Origin of the sequence: Micromonospora sp. NBC_00362 (genome assembly GCF_026342155.1) — a bacterium.
Classification (GTDB): domain Bacteria; phylum Actinomycetota; class Actinomycetes; order Mycobacteriales; family Micromonosporaceae; genus Micromonospora; species Micromonospora hortensis.
The window spans coordinates 1,092,494-1,108,775 of record NZ_JAPENH010000001.1 but is presented as its reverse complement, the minus strand read 5'-3'; the positions used below and the strand labels follow the sequence as shown (position 1 = coordinate 1,108,775).

The following is a 16,282-nucleotide window of genomic DNA, read 5'->3' as shown; positions in this document are numbered from 1 at the left end:
ATGACGTCGCTCGCCGCCACGTGTCCCACCTGCGGTCGACCCGGCACACCCATCGTGTACCGGGACCTCGACGGTCCGACGGATCTGGTCTGCTCCGAGGGGCACCAGTGGCGGGCCGCTGGCCGAGTCGGGTGGGCTCCATACGCGTCACCCGCCGCCGTCGACAGCGGGACGCGGGACACAACGATCCCGACGGAGCCCAGGGACGTCAGCAAGGACGGGCGCAACTGGCGGATCGGCACGGCCAGCGACGTCGCCTGGCTCGCCGGGCGCACCACGCAGGGTCTGTCGGTCACCACGGCGATCCCGCCGGTGTTCGAGGCGTACGGCACGTTCCACCGGCCAGAGGATGTCGAGTTCCACGCCCACGAACGTGCGGTGATCGACGAACTGGTGTCGTGCACGTCGGATCAGCCCTGGTGGCTCGGCTTTCTCGACACCGGCGCCCACGACGTCGTCTTTCCGCACGCCGCGAGGGTGTCCCTCTACGACGACTGGTCCTACGTGTTGGTCCAGGCCGGACCGGAACAGGCTCTCGCCTGGCGTGTCGGTCACATGCGCGGCAGCGACGGCGCGCTGCCCGACCTGTTCTTCCCGGCGGATCGCTCCTGGCTCGTCTCGGCCCTGTGGGACGACACCTGGGCCGACGTCGGCGCCAGCCTTGCCGTGCTGACGATCCTGCGACGCAACCCGCTGGTCAACGCGCGCCTCGTCGGGCCGGACGAGGACGCGTGTCCGCCCGGCCTGATGCGCGACTGACCCCTGTCGCCAGGCCGAGAGGGGACCCTCGGAACGCGCTACTTTACATAATAGGCATTATCGAATCGCGCCTCGGTGGGGTCGAAGCAGCCGAGCAGACTGATGTCAGTTCTCATTCGTCCTGCGCCACTCTCACCAGCTTGCTTCTGCACCACGGCAGCTGGGGCAAGGTCCTAGCATTGGCGGCGTGATCGAGGACTTCGCGGATCGACTCCTGTGCGACACGGCTGGCCTCGACCCCTGCACAGCGGTCGTCGACGCTGGCGAGCAGGATGTCGACGGGCTTACCGACTACGGCCCGGAGGGCCACCAGGCCCGCGCCGACCTCGCAGCCCGCGCCCTGCGCGAGCTCGAAAGCTTGGGCGATGCTCTTCCGGCTGCGGGCCCGTTGCACGCCCACCTCGCCGAGCGGCTGCGTACGCGTCTCGCCTTTCACGACGCTGGAGAGGACCTGCGCGAACTGCACGCCGCGGCCACCGGTCCGCTCCAGCTCATCCGCCAGGCCGTCGAGGCCGCGGTTCCCGTCCGCGGTGCCGAGGGCGCGGCCTTCGAGGAGGGTTGGGCTCGTGTCGGCGCACGTATGGCCGCGATCCCCGCCGCCCTGGACGGGTACGCCCGCAGCCTCCTACTCGCCGCGGAGCGCGGCAATGTGCCGGCACGGCGTCAGGTGGAGCTCGTCACGCAGCGCTGCCGCAACTGGATCGACGACGATGTCGCCCTGGTGGATCGCTACGGCGAGGGGCGTCAGCGGGCGTCGTTGCAGGCTGCAGCGACGGGCTCGCGAGAGGCGTACCAGAAACTGGTTGGGATGCTGACCGCGGACCTGGCACCGCGGGCCGTTGAGCAGGAAGCGTTCGGTCAGCAGCGGTACGCACTCTGGGTGCGTACCTTCCTCGCGGCCCAGCCTGATCTGCGCGAGCTGTACGACTGGGGCTGGGACGAGTTCAGAGCGACAGAGGCTGAATTGATCGCGGAGGCGAAGGCCCTGGGCGGGAGCGTGCCAGAGGCGCTTGCCCGGCTCAACAGCCCCGACGCACCGGGTGCCCTGCACAGCAGGGAGGCGTTCGCTGCGTGGCTGCAGGAGCTGTTGGAGGCCGCCACCGAGCGACTGGATGGTGTGTACTTCGACATCCCCGCCCCGCTTCGGCACATCGAGTCGCGGTTGACAACGTCGTCCGGCATTGCCTACACCGGGCCGTCGCGGGACCTGACCCGGCCGGGTCGGGTCTGGTGGTCCGTCCCCGAGGACGCAGCGAGTTTTCCCACCTGGTACGCCTACAGCACCGCCTATCACGAGGGAGTTCCTGGTCATCACCTCCACCTTGGCTCCGAGGTCTGCCGGGGTGGCCTGGGACAGCGACTCAACCTGCTCGGCGGCCTCTCCGGCAGCCAGGAGGGCTGGGCGCTGTACGCCGAGCGGTTCATGGATGAGCTTGGGCTCTACGAGCAGCCGGGTGCTCGAATGGGGTACCTGTACATGCGGCTGCTGCGTGCCGCGCGGGTCGTGCTCGACATCGGCCTGCACCTGCGACTGCCGATGCCCTGTGACGACGGAGCCGCGTGGACGGCGGACGCGGCGCTAAAGCTGTTGCGGGACCGCTGTCATCAGGGGCCGTACGCATCCGCCGAGCTCGCGCGTTACCTGGGCCGGCCAGGGCAGGCGTTGGCTTACAAGGTGGGTGAGCGCGTGTGGCTGGCCGGCCGGTCGTCCTTTCCCGGTGACCGGCGCGCATTCCATAGTCAGGCGCTGGAGTTGGGTTCGCTGGGCTTGGATCAGTTGACTGCCGCTCTTCAAGGTGAGCGTGCACCACTCACGCGTCGTGGTGAAACACGTCAGTGACCGCGCTGGTAGCGGCAGAGCGTTGGTGTCTGACCAGTCTGAACCAGCGCTGGACCCGCTCCCCCAGCTTGGGCAGTCAGGTCCGCGTACGGCGTGGCCAGTCCTGGGTGAGTGATCGCAGCAGGGTGGGTTGTTCGTGCGGCAGGTGGTGCCCTGCCGCGTCGATCACGGTGTAGGTGCGAGGTTGGGCCGGGACGCCGGACATGAAACTGGTCTGCGTCATGGCCGTCCGGTGTCTACAGTGGTGCGCTCTGGCCGCCGCGCGTTCACCGCGAACCGCGGGGTCGCACATCACCACGGGGGAACACCTTGACGAGTAAGCCTTTCCGTATTGTGGTTGGCCTGGTCGCGACCGTCGGCCTCGCTGTGGGCTGCCAGCCTGCCGAGAAGGAGAGCACGGGGGCCGGCGCGCCGTCGCCGACCGGGGCGCCCAGCCCGACCGTCGACGTGGCGGCGAACAGCAAGCAGGTCTGCGACGCGAGTCTCGATTTTGTCAAGAAGCACTACGTCGCGATGGCCGACGACGCGATCGCCGCGATCGACAAGCCGGTCAGTGCCAAGGAGGCGGGCGCGAAGGTTCGCGGCCACTACACCGCGCTGTTGCAGGACCTCAAGACGGCGGCGCCGACTGCTGCCGACGTGCAGGTGCGGACCGCGTTGGAGACCCTGGCCGCGGGCGTGGAGAAGCACCTGGCCGGTGCGAAGGCCACCGAGATCGAGGCGCCGGATCTCGACCCGCCGCTGAAGGCGTTGGACGCCGCCTGCGGTCGCTGAGGCTCGTGGGCGCCGGCCGACCCGGCCGGCGCCCACGATCAGCGTGCGACGGGGGTGCGGGTCAGATCCAGGGCACCTGCGGGGACGGGTAGAAGTCGACCTGTTGCAGTCGCCAGCGGGGTGCCTGCTCCCCCAGCCGGGTTCGGAACGATTCCCAGTCGTGGCTGGCGGTGGTGGACCAGCCGAGTTCGGCGATCGCGGGTAGGCGGGGGAAGGCCATGTATTCGATGTCGTCCAGGGTGCGTAGCGTCTCGGACCACAGTGGGGCCTCGACGCCGAGGATGGCGTTCTCGCCGACGCCGGTGACGCGGGTGGCGGGGTCCCAGCCGTAGGCGTCGGACACCTCGATCAGGCCGGCCCAGCGGAGGCCGAGGCGGGTGTTGGCGTCGTACTTCATGTCGAGGTAGGCCTTGTTCGCCGGCGACATGATGACCTTGTTGCCGCGGGCGGCGGCCGCGGCGAGGCTGGCGTTTGTGGTGCCGGTGCCCCAGAACTGGGCGACGGCGTCGGTGGGCAGGTCGGCCTGGGTGATCTCGTTCCATCCGGAGGCGCGCTTGCCGTACTTCGCGACCAGGGGCAGGACCCGGTCCATGAAGGTGCGGTAGTCATCGTCGGTGGTGGCGTGGGCTTCGTCGCCGCCGACGTGCAGGAATGGTCCGGGGGTGATGGCGGCGAGTTCGCGGATGACGTCCTCGACGAAGCGGTAGGTGAGTTCGTCGTTGATGCACAGCGAGCTGTAGCCGACCGCGATGTCGGTGCGCGGGGCCGGTGCGACGCCGTCGCAGTTGAGTTCGGGGTACGTCGACTGGGCGGCGTTGGTGTGCCCGGGCATGTCGATCTCGGGGATGATCGTGATGTGTCGTGCGGCGGCGTAGGCGACGACGGCCTTGTAGTCGGCCTTGGTGAGGTATCCGGGGCCGACGCCGTCGACGCCGGTTCCGGGTCCGCCGCCGACGGTGGTGAGGCGGGGCCAGGAGTCGATCTGGATGCGCCAGCCCTGGTCGTCGGTGAGGTGCAGGTGCAGGTAGTTGATTTTGTACTGGCTGAGCAGGTCCACGTAGGCGGTGATGTCGTCGACGGTGTGGAAGTGGCGTGCGAGGTCGAGCATCGCGCCGCGGTAGGCGAAGCGTGGGTAGTCGACGATTCGTCCGCCGGGGACTGTCCAGGTGGTCCTCTGCCGGTCGGGTGCCTCGATGTCGGCGGGGAGCAGTTGGCGCAGGGTCTGGGTGCCGGCGAACAGCCCTTCGGGGGTGTTGGCGCGGATCGTGACGCTGGGGCGGGTGACGTCGAGTTGGTAGCCCTGTTGGCCGATGCGGTCGTCGGCGCCGCCGATGAGCAGGGCGATCTCGGGTAGCGGGGTGGAGCGTGCGGGCAGGACGGGCAGGGGGTGGCCGGTGGCGGGGCGCAGTGTGGTGGCGAGTTGGTGACCAATGTGCCGGGCGGCGGCTGAGCCTGGGGTGGTGCGGATGACGGTCAGGGGGGTGATCCGGAAGGTGTTGTGCGCGTCGGGGTGGATTTCGACGGGTGCGGGGATGACGTCGCTGAGGTGTCGGGTTGGTGCGGTGGGTGTCGCGGCGGTGGCGGGCGCTGTGGGCAGGATGACTGGTAGCGCGAGGGCGGCTAGGGCCAGCAGCCGTGTGGTGGTGTGTCGGCGACGCACGGTACCTCCAGGCCTCGTGGTGATCGACCTTCGTCGATTAGAGTCGCAGGCTACCGGCGTTTCGCCTGTACTGTAAACCTTCCTTAACATAAGGGCTTGTCGAGACAGTGTTGTCGCCGACCTCACGTACGCCGCACGCTGGGGAATTCCTGGAGTGGGTCGTGCCGTTGTCCGTTCGGAAGATCAGGCTCGGATGATCGAATGGGAAGTGCCATGCACGTGCGCTCAGACGCGGTAGTGCTGTTCGGCGTCACGGGAGACCTCGTCTCGAAGAAGCTGTTTCCGGCGCTGTACGAGTTGACCCGGCGCGACCGCCTCGACGTTCCGGTGATCGGCGTGGCGCGCTCCCCCTGGGATGATCAGCAGTTGGTCACCATGGCCCGCAAGTCGGTTGCCGAGGCCAATGACGAGATCGACGACGAGACCTTCGATCGGCTGGCGGACAACCTTTCGATGATCTCCGGCAACTACGCGGACCCGACGACCTACCAGCGGCTGGCTGAGCGGCTGCGCGACGCCGAGCGGCCGTTGTTCTACCTGGCGATACCTCCGGCGGTGTTCGGCTCCGTCGTCGAGGGCCTGGCGGCCGTGGGTCTGGCCGACCGGGGTCGGGTGATCGTGGAGAAGCCGTTCGGGCGTGACCTGGAGTCCTCCCGCGAGTTGGATCGCACCCTCGGCGCGGCCTTCGCGCCGGAGCGGGTGTTCCGCATCGACCACTACCTCGGCAAGGAAGCCGTCGAGAGCCTCTACGCCTTCCGGTTCGCCAACCGGCTGTTCGAGCCGCTGTGGAACAGCGAGCACATCGACAACATCCAGGTGACCCTCGCCGAGGGGTTCGGCACCCAGGGCCGGGCCGGGTTCTACGACACGGTGGGCGCGACCCGGGACGTGTTGCAGAACCACATCCTTCAGGTCGTGGCGCTCATCGCGATGGAGGCGCCGGCCAGCGAGGACACCGCGGCGTTCCGGGAGGCGGAGGCCGCGGTGCTGCGGCAGGTCGCGCCGCTGTCGCCGGAGTCCACCGTCCGGGGGCAGTACGCCGGCTACCGCGACGAGCCGGGCGTGGCGGCGGGCTCGAACACGGAGACGTTCGTGGCCACCCGGTTGACTGTCGACTCCCCCCGCTGGGCGGGCGTGCCGTTCTACCTGCGCACCGGCAAGTCCCTGCCGGGGACGGCGACGGAGGTCGTGGTCGAGTTCAAGCAGCCGCAGCGCTCGTTGATCCCCGCCGAGCGGGGCACGGCGAGGGCCGCGAACCTGCTGCGTTTCCGCCTGGGGCGCGGTGACGGCATCACCATGTCGATCCAGGCGAAGAGCCCGGGTGCCGAGGTGGCGAGCCGTCCGGTGGATCTGTCCGTCGACTTCGGCGCGGCTCTCGGTCGCCGGCAGGAGGCGTACGAGCGGCTGCTCGACGACGCGATGGACGGTGAGCACCTGCGCTTCGCGCGTGCCGAGACGATCGAGCAGGAGTGGCGCATCGTCGAGCCGATCCTGGATCTGCCGACGGCGGTGCAGTCGTACGAGAAGAGCAGTTGGGGTCCGGCGGACGCCGAGGCGTTGGCTGGCGGCTGGCACCTGCCGGACCTGCGGTAGCGGCGGGCCAGGGCCGGGCCGGTCACGCCCGCACCGCTGGTGAGCGGTGCGGGTGGGATCACCCGGTGGTGCGGGTCGCCGGGCGGATGCCGCGGATGCCGGCGACGGCGAACTCGATGCCCAGGTTGTAGTAGCCGTCCCGGTCGCCGCAGAGGGTGAGTGCGTCGGCGGCGGCGAGGATGTGCGGAAAGCGCTGCGGTGCCAACGCCTGCAGCGCGGCCCGCTTGGCGCGGATGGCGTCGTCGCGGGTGTCCGGGTCGGTGCTTCCCATTCCGCCAGGTTCGGTGGCGACGAGGGTCACCAGGGAGCAGAGGGCCTGGCTGCCGATCTCGGTGGCCTGCTCCGGGGGGTAGCCCGCCCCGTGGAGCAGGGCGAGGATGCGCTCCACCAGGATCAGACCCGGCTCGGACAGCAGGATGCGGGTGGGGACGAGCCCGGCGACGGTGGGGTGTGGGCGTAGCGCGGCGAGGCAGGCGGCCAGGATGGCGCGGACCTGCTCGTCCCAGGGCGCGGTGGTCGGCTCGGGCAGGCGGATGTTGGCGAGCAGGCGTGCGGCGAGCGCGTCGAGCAGGTCGCCCTTGTCCCGGAAGTGCCGGTAGAGCGCCATCGGGGTGACGCCGTGCTCCTGGGCCAGCCGACGGATGGTGATCGCGGACAGGCCCTCGGCGTCGGCGATGCGCAGTGCGCTCGCGACGATCGCGGTGGGGTCGAGACGCTGCGGGGTGTCCTTGCTCATACTGACCACCAGCCCAGTGTACTACGTACACAAGGCGGTATACGTTGTAGATGTACGGCGTATACCGCGTCGTGCGACGCCCTCTCTCCGATGAGGTAGGCATGCGACGTAGTCCCTGGGCAACGCTGGCGGTGCTATCGGTAGCGCAGTTCATCGTCATCCTCGACGTGACGATCGTGAACGTGGCGCTGCCCAACATCCAGGCCGATCTGAGCTTCACCGCTGACGACCTGCAATGGGTGATCAGCGCGTACACCCTGCTCTTCGGTGGTTTCCTGCTGCTGGGCGGTCGCGCCGCGGACCTGCTCGGCGCCCGCCGGATCTTCATCGTCGGTCTGGCGCTGTTCGGGGCCATGTCCCTGCTCGCCGGACTCGCTACCTCGCCCGGCCTGCTGATCGCCGCGCGCGCCGTGCAGGGCCTGGGCGGCGCGTTGCTCTCCCCCGCGGCGCTGGCCATCCTCACCGTCACGTTCGCGCACGGACGGGAACGCAACATCGCCATGGGCATCTGGGGCGCCCTCGCCGGGCTCGGCGGCACCCTGGGCGTGGTGGCCGGCGGCCTGCTCGTCGACGCGCTGAATTGGCGGTGGGTCTTCTTCGTCAACGTACCGATCGTCATCGCCCTCGTCGCGATCGTGCCGACCTTCGTGGCGGCCGTACGGCACTCCCAGCCCGGCCCCCGAACCTTCGACGCGCTCGGCGCGGTCCTCGGCACCACCGGTCTGCTCGCCGTCGTGTTCGGCGTGGTCCGGGCCGAGTCCGCCGGCTGGGGCTCGGCGCAGGTGCTCGCCACCCTCATCGGCGGGGTCGCGCTGCTGGCGGTCTTCGTCGGCGTCGAGGCGCGCTCGGCCGCGCCGCTGGTACCGCTGCGGCTGTTCCGCTCCCGGGCGCTGAGTGTCTCCAGTGGGGCGTTGGCGCTCAACGGCGCCGCGTTCCTGTCGATGTTCTTCCTCACCGCGATCTACCTGCAGCAGGTACGCGGCGCCTCGCCGCTGACCGCCGGCCTGCAGTTCCTGCCGATGGGCGCGACGGCCATCGCCGGCGCCGCCCTCGCCACCCAACTGGTACACCGACTCGGCACCCGCACCCTGCAGATCATCGGCGCGCTGCTCAGCGTGATCGGCCTGCTGCTGCTCAGCGGGGCGAGCGCCACCGGCTCCTACGCCGGCGAGCTGCTGCCCGGCCTGCTGCTGTTCGGTCTGGGTATCACCACGCTGGGCGTACCCGCCCAGATCTCCGCGATCTCCGACGTCGAGCACCATGAGGCCGGCGCCGCGTCCGGTGTGGTCACCGCCGTGTACCAGGTCGGCGGCGCGCTGGGGTTGGCCATCGTCACGACGCTGTCGGTCACCCACGTCACCGACGCGCTCAGCCGCGGCGCCGGTCAGCAGCAGGCGCTGGTCGACGGGTTTCACCGTGGCCTGTTGATCGCCGCCGTCTTCGCGATCGTCAACCTGGCCATCTCGCTCGCCACCCCACAACTGCGCCCCGACGCCGAGCGGGTCGCCGAGGCGGCGGTCGCGGCCTGAGCCGGTGCGCCGCTGGAGGCCGGCCGCGCGCCGGCCTCCAACGGGCGCCCGTCGCGCGGACGCTGACTGACCGCTCAGCTCAGCGGAACGACCGTCCGGCGACGGTGAGGTTTGCCGCTTACGAGTGCTGTGGGCACGTTGGGGGCGACGTTTCTCGTCCTCATCGGAGAGGAAGCAGCGCATGCTTTCCGCACTCGATCGTCGGCACACCGTCGCGCCGCCCGGCTACAGCCGGTGGCTCATCCCCCCGGCGGCGTTGGCCATCCACCTCTGCATCGGTCAGGTCTACGCGACCAGCGTCTACAAGAACTCCCTGATCGCCCACTTCGACACCAGCCAGACGGCGATCGGGGTGATCTTCAGCATCGCGATCGTGATGCTCGGGTTGTCCGCCGCGGTCGCCGGGACCTGGGTGGAGGCGAACGGGCCGCGTAAGGCCATGTTCGTCTCGGCCTGTTTCTGGGCGGCGGGTTTCCTGGTGGGCTCGTTGGGCATCGCCACGAAGCAGCTGTGGCTGCTGTACCTGGGCTACGGGCTGCTCGGCGGCATCGGGCTGGGCATCGGCTACATCTCCCCCGTCTCCACCCTGATCAAGTGGTTCCCGGACCGGCCGGGGCTGGCCACCGGGTTGGCGATCATGGGGTTCGGTGGTGGCGCGATGGTCGCCTCTCCCCTGTCGCGGCAACTGCTGTCGTTCTACGACGCCGGCTACGACCCGGCCAACGCGGGGTCGACCGCGTCGGGCAGCGCCCTGGTGTGGCTGTTCGTGACCCTCGGCCTGGGCTACTTCGTCATCATGATGTTCGGGGTGGCGAACGTGCGGGTGCCGGCGCAGGATTGGCGGCCGGCCGGCTTCGACCCGGCCAGTGTGGCGGCGAAGCCGCTGGTCACCACGGCGAACGTGTCGGCGGCGAACGCGGTGAAGACCCGCTCGTTCTGGCTGCTGTGGGTCGTGCTGTTCTGCAACGTGACCGCCGGCATCGGCATCCTGGAACAGGCCAGCCCGATGATCCAGGACTTCTTCCGCGACAACGGCACCTCGGCGGTGACCGTCGCGGCGGCCGGCGGGTTCGTGGGTCTGCTGTCGCTGTTCAACATGGCCGGGCGGTTCGTGTGGTCGTCCACCTCGGACATCATCGGCCGCAAACCGATCTACCTGGTGTACCTGGGTGTCGGCATGGTGCTCTACGCGCTGCTGGCGCTCGTCGGGCAGACCTCCACGGCCCTGTTCGTGCTGTTGGCGTGCGTGATCCTGTCGTTCTACGGCGGTGGCTTCGCGACAGTGCCGGCGTACCTGCGGGACCTGTTCGGCACCTTCCAGGTCGGTGCGATCCACGGTCGGCTGCTGACCGCGTGGTCGGCGGCGGGGATCGCCGGCCCGCTGATCGTCAACGGGTTCCTCGACGCGCAGGGCGAGCCGGGCTCGCTGACGGCCGCGGCGTACCGCCCGGCGCTGTTCACGATGGTGGCTGTGCTGGCCGTGGGCTTCGTGGCGAACCTGCTGGTGCGGCCGGTCCCGCAGCGCTACCACGAACCGTCGACGGAGCAGAGGGCGCAACAGGGCGCCGATGAGGACGCGGATCGGGACGTGGACGAGGACACGACGACGCAGAGGAGTGGTACGCGATGAGTGAGGACAGCCGACCCGGGCAGCAGACTCGGTTGTGGATCTCCTGGTTGGTGGTGGCGGCGCTGCTCGGCTACGGGGTCGCCCAGACCGTGGTGACCGCGGCGAAGCTGTTCACCCACTGAGCCGGATCCGGCGGTCTCCGACGGCGTGGACGCCCGGCGGGTTTCCGACCGGGTGGACACGTGGTCAGAGGCCGCCGGAGACGCGCAGCACGGTCCCGGTGGCGTACGAGGCGTCCGGGCCGAGCAGCCAGGCGATGGCGGCGGCGATCTCGTCGGGTTCGCCGGCGCGGCCCAGCGGGATCCGACCGACGGCGGAGTCGGCGCGGTCGGGCACCCCGGAGTCGGCGTGGATGTCGGTGCGCACGATGCCGGGGGCCACGGCGTTGACCCGGATGCCCTTCGGGGCGAGTTCCTTGGCCAGGCCGACGGTCAGGGTGTCGGTGGCGGCCTTCACGGCGGCGTAGTGCACGTACTCCCCCGGGCTGCCGAGGGTCGCGGCCGCCGACGAGACGTTGACGATCGCCCCGCCGTCGGTGAGCCGGCGGGCGGCCTGCTGGGCGCAGAGGATGTAGCCGACGAGGTTGACGTCGACGACCCGGCGCAGGTCCTCGACACGCAGCTCGGTGAACGGCCCGATCAGGCTGGTGACGCCGGCGTTGTTGACCAGGCCGGTGAGCGGGCCGAGCTGCGCGGCCGCGTCGAACAGGGTGTGCACCTGTTCGGGGTCGGTGGTGTCGGCGCGTACCGCGATGGCCTGTGCGCCGGCGGCCCGCAGGTCGGCCAGGACGGCGGTGGCGGCGGCCTCGTCGCGGCGGTAGCACAGGGCGACGTGGTGACCGGCGGCGGCGAGCCGGCGGGCGGTGGCCGCGCCGATGCCCCGGCCGCCGCCGGTGACGAGGGTGACGGGTGCCACTGTGCCTCCCGGGGGGTCTGACCGCTGCGCGATGGTCGTGCCGACGCTACCGTGACCGGCGCGGGTCGGTCGTCGAGAGGAGGGTCACATGCAGCGGGCGTTGGTGCTCGGCGGTGGCGGGGTGACCGGGGTGGCCTGGGAGTTGGGGCTGCTGGCCGGGTTGGTCGAGCGGGGCGTGCCGGTCACCGAGGCGGATCTGGTGGTGGGCACGTCGGCGGGTTCGATGGTCGGCGCGCAGGTGTGCTCCGGGTTGCCCGTTGAGCGTTTCTACAGCGAGCAGTTGGCGCCGCCGTCGAGTGAGCTGGCGGCACGGTTGGGCTTCGCGACGCTGGCGCGGCTGATCTGGGCCGGTGGGCGGACCCGTGACGCGGTGCGTTCGCGGGCGCGGATCGGGGCGATGGCGGTGGCGGCGCGTACCCAGTCGGAGGCGTCGCGACGGGCGGTGATCGAGGCCCGTCTGCCGGACCGGGAGTGGCCGCGGCGGCGGCTGCTGGTCACGGCGGTGGACGCGTCGTCCGGTGAGTTCGTGGTGTTCGACAGCGACAGCGGGGTGTCCCTGGTGGACGCGGTGGGCGCGAGTTGCGCGGTGCCCGGGGTGTGGCCGCCGGTGACGATCGGCGCACGCCGCTTCGTCGACGGTGGAATGCGTTCGAGCGTGAACGCGGACCTGGCGGCGGACGCGCGCAGGGTGCTGGTGCTCGCGCCGACGTCGGCGGCGTTCGGGCCGATGCCACGACTGTCGGCGCAGGTGGACGCGTTGCGGTCGGCCGGGTCGCGGGTGGTGGTGCTGACGCCGGACGCGGCGGCGCGCACGGCGATCGGCCGCAACGTGCTGGACCCGGCTCGGCGCGCGGGCGCGGCGCGGGCCGGGCGGGCCCAGGCCGACGTGGTGGCCGACGAGGTGGCGGCGATCTGGGCGTGATCGCTTACGCTCACCGCGCTGTCGATCAGACGATGGAGGTGCGCGGTGGCGGGTGTGGGTGTCGGCGACGTGGTGCAGGATTTCGAGCTGCTGGATGAGACGGGCACGCCGCGGCGGCTGTCGGAGTTCGTGGCGGCTGGGCCGGTGGTGCTGTTCTTCTACCCGGCGGCGATGACCCGGGGGTGCACGGCGGAGAGTTGCCACTTCCGTGACCTCGCGGCGGAGTTCACGGCGTTGGGGGCGACGCGGGTGGGCATCAGCCGCGACCCGGTGGCGAAGCAGGCCGAGTTCTCGAAGCTGCACGGCTTCGACTATCCGCTGCTGTCGGACGCTGACGGCGCGGTGGCGCAGCAGTTCGGCGTCAAGCGGCGGGTGCCGCTGGGGCCGTTGAGCATGAAGCGGATGACGTTCGTCATCGGCACGGACCAGCGGGTCATCGAGGTGATCCACAGCGAGGTCAGCATGAACGAGCACGCCGACCGGGCGCTGCGGGCGCTGGGCGGCTGAGCGGGCGTGAGCCCCGTGCGGCGGGTGTCGCAGTCGGCTGGTATCAAGACAGCAATCAAACAGGTGTACGGAAGAGGGTTGTGATGGATGCCGGCCAGGGTTTGTCCACTAGCGAGGTGCAGAGCATCCGGGAGTCGTTGGCGGCCGGGCGTAAACCGCGGGTGGTGTTCACCGCGGCGGCGGGGCAGATCGCCGGTCAGGTCGGTCAGGTGATCGAGCTGACCGACCCGGAGGTGTCCGACGAGTTCGTGGTGGTGCGCTTCGGTCGCGACGAGTTGCCGTTCTCCCCCGCCGACCTGGCCGTGGCGCCCAAGGGTGTCACTCGTCGGGTGGTGGAGCCGAAGCCGGAGGCCGAGCCCGAGCCGCCGGCGGTGGCCGCACCGGAGTTCGTGTTGGACACGCCGCGGGTGCCCGCGCAGCGACAGGAGGAGCCGAAGGTGGAGCAGACGGAGAAGCCGCCGGCGCGGCGGGCGGTCAAGGCCGTCAAGCCGAAGGGCCCCGCGGGCCTCACCGTGACCTTGGCGTACGCCGACGGTGAGTGGACCGTCGCCGCGCAGCAGGGCAGCAAGGCACTGGCGAAGCCGTACGTGGTGAAGCCGGCGGAGGCGTTGAAGATGGTGGCCCTGGTCGACGTGCCGGGGGTGCAGGAGGCGGTGGAGCAGATCCTGGGCACCGAGCGGGCCGAGGCGGAGCAGCAGGCCGAGAAGCTGCGCGCCGAGTTGGCCGAGATCGAGGCCCGGCTGGCGGAGCTGCGCGAGGCCCGCTGAGGCGGGTCAGTGCCGGCTGTGGTGGTGCAGCAGTCGGGTGAGCAGTCGCGTCAGTTGCTCGCGTTCGGTGGCCGACAGCGGGGCCAGCAGGTCGGCTTGGACGCGTTCGAGGGTCACGCCCATCCGGCGGGCCTCGTCGGCGCCGGCGTCGGTGGCGCTGATGACGTTGCGGCGGCGATCGGCCGGGTCGGGGGCACGCACCACGAGCCCTCGGCCGGCCAGGTCGTTGATGGCGGCCACTACGTCGCTGCGGTCGATGCCGCAGCGACGGCCGAGGTCGGCCTGGCTCGCGGGCCCATCCTGGGCCAGGGTGGCCAGCAGGCGGTAGTGGTAGCCGCGGAGGTCGTGCGCGGCGAAGCCCTCGCTGAGCAGGCGGGCGGCGTGTCCGGCGGTCTGGTTGAGCAGCCAGCTCGGGGTGGTGCTGAGCCCGGCGGGTGACTGCGGGGCCGCGTTGTCCATGGGGCGCAGCCTAGCAGTAATCGTTGGTGCGACCCACGATCGGGTGTTACGTTGGCGGGACCAACGTTGGTTCAGCCAACGTATCGAAGGAGGCGTCATGTCCACCATCCCCGCCCTCAACGGCCAGGTCATCGGCCACGCCCACTACGCCACCCGGGCCCTGCTCGAACGGGCCATCAGCCCCCTCGGCGTCACGTTCAACCAGGTGGTCGCGCTGCACGTCCTCGCCCAGGGCCCGGTCGAACGCGCACACCTCACGCACCGGGTCACCAACACGCTCAAGATCGACGAGTCGGCCGTGCGCCAGGTGGTCGACCAACTCGTCGACGCCGACCTCGCGCGGGCCGACGGCGCGGCCGGAGGCGACGAACCGCGGCTGACGCTCACCGACACCGGTCGCGCCACGCAGCGCGGCGTCGTCGCCGCCGTCGCCGACCTCAGCGCCCGGCTGTACGCGGAGATCCCCGCCGACGAGGCCAGGACGGCAGCGCGGGTGCTCACCATCGTCACCCAGCGCGCGAACGCCGAGCTGGCGGTGATCCCGGCCTGACCGCGCCGAGGCCGTGTTGGCGGTGACCGGACGCCGCAACCGGGCGACCGGCACCCAGGACGGTGAGCCCTGGGGCCGGCCGCCCGGAGCACCTAGCGCGCCGGGCGCTGCCCGAGCTCCGACACCACGGCCCGTTGCAGCACCGCGGTCGTGCCCAGCACCGTTCCGGCCGGCCCGTCGTCGGTGTCCGCCACGAGATAGCTGCGCTCACCGAGGTAGTCGAAGGTCTGCTCATCGAAGATCCACTCGTCGCGGCGGCTCCGCTCGGTGTGCGCGACCGCTATCCCCCGCCGCCCGGCCGCGTCGGCGACCCCGCGCACCACCTCGACCCCGGGGATCTTCGCCGCGGCCCGGTAGAGCGCGGCGCTCGTGACCGGCGGCACCAACGACTCGCGCAGGATGTCGCCGATCGCGGTGAACGCCGCGCCGTCACGGCTGTTGCCCCGGCCCCGCTGCTGGCGTTCCCGGTACAGCTTCGCCAGCAGGGCGTCCGGGTCCTCGGGCAGGTCGACCAGCGCCGCGTTCGGCGTCACGTCCGTGAGCGTCTCGCGCTGCGGGATCACACCGATGATCGGCGCGTGGAAGAACGGCTGCCGCAGCAGGCCGTCACCCCGCTCGTGCCGCGGGATCCAGATCTCCCGCTCGTGCACCGGTCGAAGCCGCGCCGGGCCGTCACCGAGCTCGGCGAACGCGCCCCGGCTCCTGATGTAGACGTACCCGCCCTCGCCGGAGGGTGGCCCCGGCTTGTCGGTGGCCACCGCGGCCATCCGGTTCAGCAGCAGTGACGCCCCGAGGCGTTCCCCCTGCTCGACCGGGACGATCAGTGGCGCGCTGTCGGGCGACCACGGCTGAGCGATCATCCCGGCCGCGACGGCGACGGTCAGGACGCCCGCCACGGGCGCGAGCACCCTTATCCGTCGGTGCCGCTTCGACGGCCGCCGGATCTCGGTCAACAGATGATGCCGCAGTGCCTGTCGGCGCATCGCCGGCAGGGCCGGCGCGGGCGGGGCGGTGGGCTCTGTCATCGGTACTCTCCCTGCTCGACGGGGGTCATCCGGGTGCCGGCCAGCTCCTGCTGCGCCAGTGCTCGCAGCCGGGTCCGGGCCCGTGACAGCCGGGAGCGCACGGTCCCGACGGGTACGCCCAGCGCCTCGGCCGCCGCCGCGTAGTCCAGTTGCGACCACACGCAGAGCAGGAACACCTCCCGGTCGGCGCAGCGCAATGCCCGCAGTCCCGCCATCGCGGCGGCCACCTGGTCGGCGTCGTACATCCGGTCGACCACCGCGTCGGCGAAGTCCGGGACGGTGTCGCGTACCGGCAGCCGCCGCAACGCCTCCCGGTGCCGGCGCGCTGCCCGTCGGCGATTGCGCAGGACGTTGGTCGCGATCCCGAGCAGCCACGGCCGCAGGCTGTCCCCGTCCGGGCGCAGGGATTCGCGGATCCGCCACGCTTCGAGGAAGGTCAGCGACACCACGTCCTCGGCGTGCGCCGGATCGCTTCCGCTCCACAGCGCATGTCGATGAACCGCGTCGGCGTGCTCATCGAAGAGCTCGCCCAACGCATCGGTGTCTCCGGCCCGGATCCGGGCCCGCATCTCGGCTGTCACACCTGTATCTGTCCGCTGCCGACGTCGGGTTCCCA

Annotated in this window: 18 protein-coding genes; 11 read left to right on the top strand and 7 right to left on the bottom strand. The window is 70.9% G+C overall.

The features are described 5' to 3' along the window. Positions 1–759 carry a hypothetical protein gene (locus OG992_RS04915; RefSeq protein ID WP_266302516.1) on the top strand — a complete coding sequence of 253 codons (759 nt, stop codon included), beginning with the start codon at positions 1–3 and terminating at the stop codon, positions 757–759. 187 nt (positions 760–946) lie between these two features. After that, positions 947–2,599, top strand: a complete 1,653-nt coding sequence (locus OG992_RS04910; RefSeq protein WP_266302515.1) for a DUF885 domain-containing protein — start codon at positions 947–949, stop codon at positions 2,597–2,599. A 76-nt stretch (positions 2,600–2,675) separates the two neighbouring features. On the opposite strand, the gene OG992_RS04905 is transcribed toward OG992_RS04910, so the two are convergent. Then, entirely contained in the window at positions 2,676–2,822 is a 147-nt protein-coding gene (locus OG992_RS04905) for a hypothetical protein (RefSeq protein ID WP_266302514.1), read from the bottom strand. 110 nt (positions 2,823–2,932) lie between these two features. On the opposite strand from OG992_RS04905, the gene OG992_RS04900 reads away from it, so the two are divergent. Continuing rightward, positions 2,933–3,373: a hypothetical protein gene (locus OG992_RS04900; RefSeq protein ID WP_266302513.1), complete on the top strand. Its 441-nt coding sequence runs from the start codon at positions 2,933–2,935 to the stop codon at positions 3,371–3,373. Positions 3,374–3,434: 61 nt separating this feature from the next. Here the strand turns inward: OG992_RS04900 and OG992_RS04895 are convergent, their stop codons facing one another. Further along, on the bottom strand, positions 3,435–5,033 hold the full coding sequence (locus OG992_RS04895; RefSeq protein WP_266302512.1) for a beta-N-acetylhexosaminidase: 1,599 nt from the start codon (positions 5,031–5,033) through the stop codon (positions 3,435–3,437). A gap of 213 nt (positions 5,034–5,246) precedes the next feature. Here OG992_RS04895 and zwf point away from each other — a divergent pair, with 213 nt between their 5' ends. Next, a complete protein-coding gene (zwf, locus tag OG992_RS04890; protein WP_266302511.1) occupies positions 5,247–6,626 on the top strand; it encodes a glucose-6-phosphate dehydrogenase in 1,380 nt (459 codons plus the stop codon). 58 nt (positions 6,627–6,684) lie between these two features. Here the strand turns inward: zwf and OG992_RS04885 are convergent, their stop codons facing one another. Beyond that, a complete protein-coding gene (locus OG992_RS04885) occupies positions 6,685–7,362 on the bottom strand; it encodes a TetR/AcrR family transcriptional regulator (RefSeq protein ID WP_266305152.1) in 678 nt (225 codons plus the stop codon). Positions 7,363–7,463: 101 nt separating this feature from the next. Here OG992_RS04885 and OG992_RS04880 point away from each other — a divergent pair, with 101 nt between their 5' ends. The 3 genes from OG992_RS04880 (at position 7,464) to OG992_RS04870 (ending at position 10,643) form a co-directional block, all read left to right on the top strand. Then, positions 7,464–8,891: a DHA2 family efflux MFS transporter permease subunit gene (locus OG992_RS04880; RefSeq protein ID WP_266302510.1), complete on the top strand. Its 1,428-nt coding sequence runs from the start codon at positions 7,464–7,466 to the stop codon at positions 8,889–8,891. Between the two features lie 181 nt (positions 8,892–9,072). Next, the gene (locus OG992_RS04875; protein WP_266302509.1) at positions 9,073–10,521 is read left to right on the top strand and encodes an OFA family MFS transporter; all 1,449 of its coding nucleotides are present in this window, start codon (positions 9,073–9,075) and stop codon (positions 10,519–10,521) included. After that, a complete protein-coding gene (locus OG992_RS04870; protein WP_266302508.1) occupies positions 10,518–10,643 on the top strand; it encodes a hypothetical protein in 126 nt (41 codons plus the stop codon). Before OG992_RS04875 ends, OG992_RS04870 begins: the two co-directional genes overlap by 4 nt. A 64-nt stretch (positions 10,644–10,707) precedes the next feature. On the opposite strand, the gene OG992_RS04865 is transcribed toward OG992_RS04870, so the two are convergent. After that, positions 10,708–11,436 (bottom strand): SDR family oxidoreductase, encoded by a 729-nt coding sequence (locus tag OG992_RS04865; RefSeq protein ID WP_266302507.1) that lies wholly within the window; start codon positions 11,434–11,436, stop codon positions 10,708–10,710. Positions 11,437–11,524: 88 nt separating this feature from the next. Between OG992_RS04865 and OG992_RS04860 the strand changes: the two genes are divergently transcribed. The 3 genes from OG992_RS04860 to OG992_RS04850 all read left to right on the top strand — a co-directional run bounded on the left by OG992_RS04860 (position 11,525) and on the right by OG992_RS04850 (position 13,632). After that, positions 11,525–12,358, top strand: coding sequence for a patatin-like phospholipase family protein (locus tag OG992_RS04860; RefSeq protein WP_266302506.1), 834 nt, complete (start codon positions 11,525–11,527; stop codon positions 12,356–12,358). A gap of 45 nt (positions 12,359–12,403) precedes the next feature. Beyond that, positions 12,404–12,865, top strand: coding sequence for a peroxiredoxin (locus OG992_RS04855; protein ID WP_308193706.1), 462 nt, complete (start codon positions 12,404–12,406; stop codon positions 12,863–12,865). 83 nt (positions 12,866–12,948) lie between these two features. Further along, entirely contained in the window at positions 12,949–13,632 is a 684-nt protein-coding gene (locus tag OG992_RS04850) for a hypothetical protein (RefSeq protein ID WP_266302505.1), read from the top strand. Positions 13,633–13,638: 6 nt separating this feature from the next. Here the strand turns inward: OG992_RS04850 and OG992_RS04845 are convergent, their stop codons facing one another. Then, positions 13,639–14,091, bottom strand: coding sequence for a MarR family winged helix-turn-helix transcriptional regulator (locus OG992_RS04845; RefSeq protein WP_238685645.1), 453 nt, complete (start codon positions 14,089–14,091; stop codon positions 13,639–13,641). Positions 14,092–14,188: 97 nt separating this feature from the next. Between OG992_RS04845 and OG992_RS04840 the strand changes: the two genes are divergently transcribed. Continuing rightward, positions 14,189–14,641 (top strand): MarR family winged helix-turn-helix transcriptional regulator, encoded by a 453-nt coding sequence (locus OG992_RS04840; protein ID WP_238685644.1) that lies wholly within the window; start codon positions 14,189–14,191, stop codon positions 14,639–14,641. A 92-nt stretch (positions 14,642–14,733) separates the two neighbouring features. Here OG992_RS04840 and OG992_RS04835 read toward each other — a convergent pair whose 3' ends face one another. Then, the gene (locus tag OG992_RS04835) at positions 14,734–15,666 is read right to left on the bottom strand and encodes a CU044_5270 family protein (protein ID WP_266302504.1); all 933 of its coding nucleotides are present in this window, start codon (positions 15,664–15,666) and stop codon (positions 14,734–14,736) included. Then, positions 15,663–16,247, bottom strand: coding sequence for an RNA polymerase sigma factor (locus OG992_RS04830; protein WP_266302503.1), 585 nt, complete (start codon positions 16,245–16,247; stop codon positions 15,663–15,665). Before OG992_RS04830 ends, OG992_RS04835 begins: the two co-directional genes overlap by 4 nt. Positions 16,248–16,282: the final 35 nt, after the last annotated feature.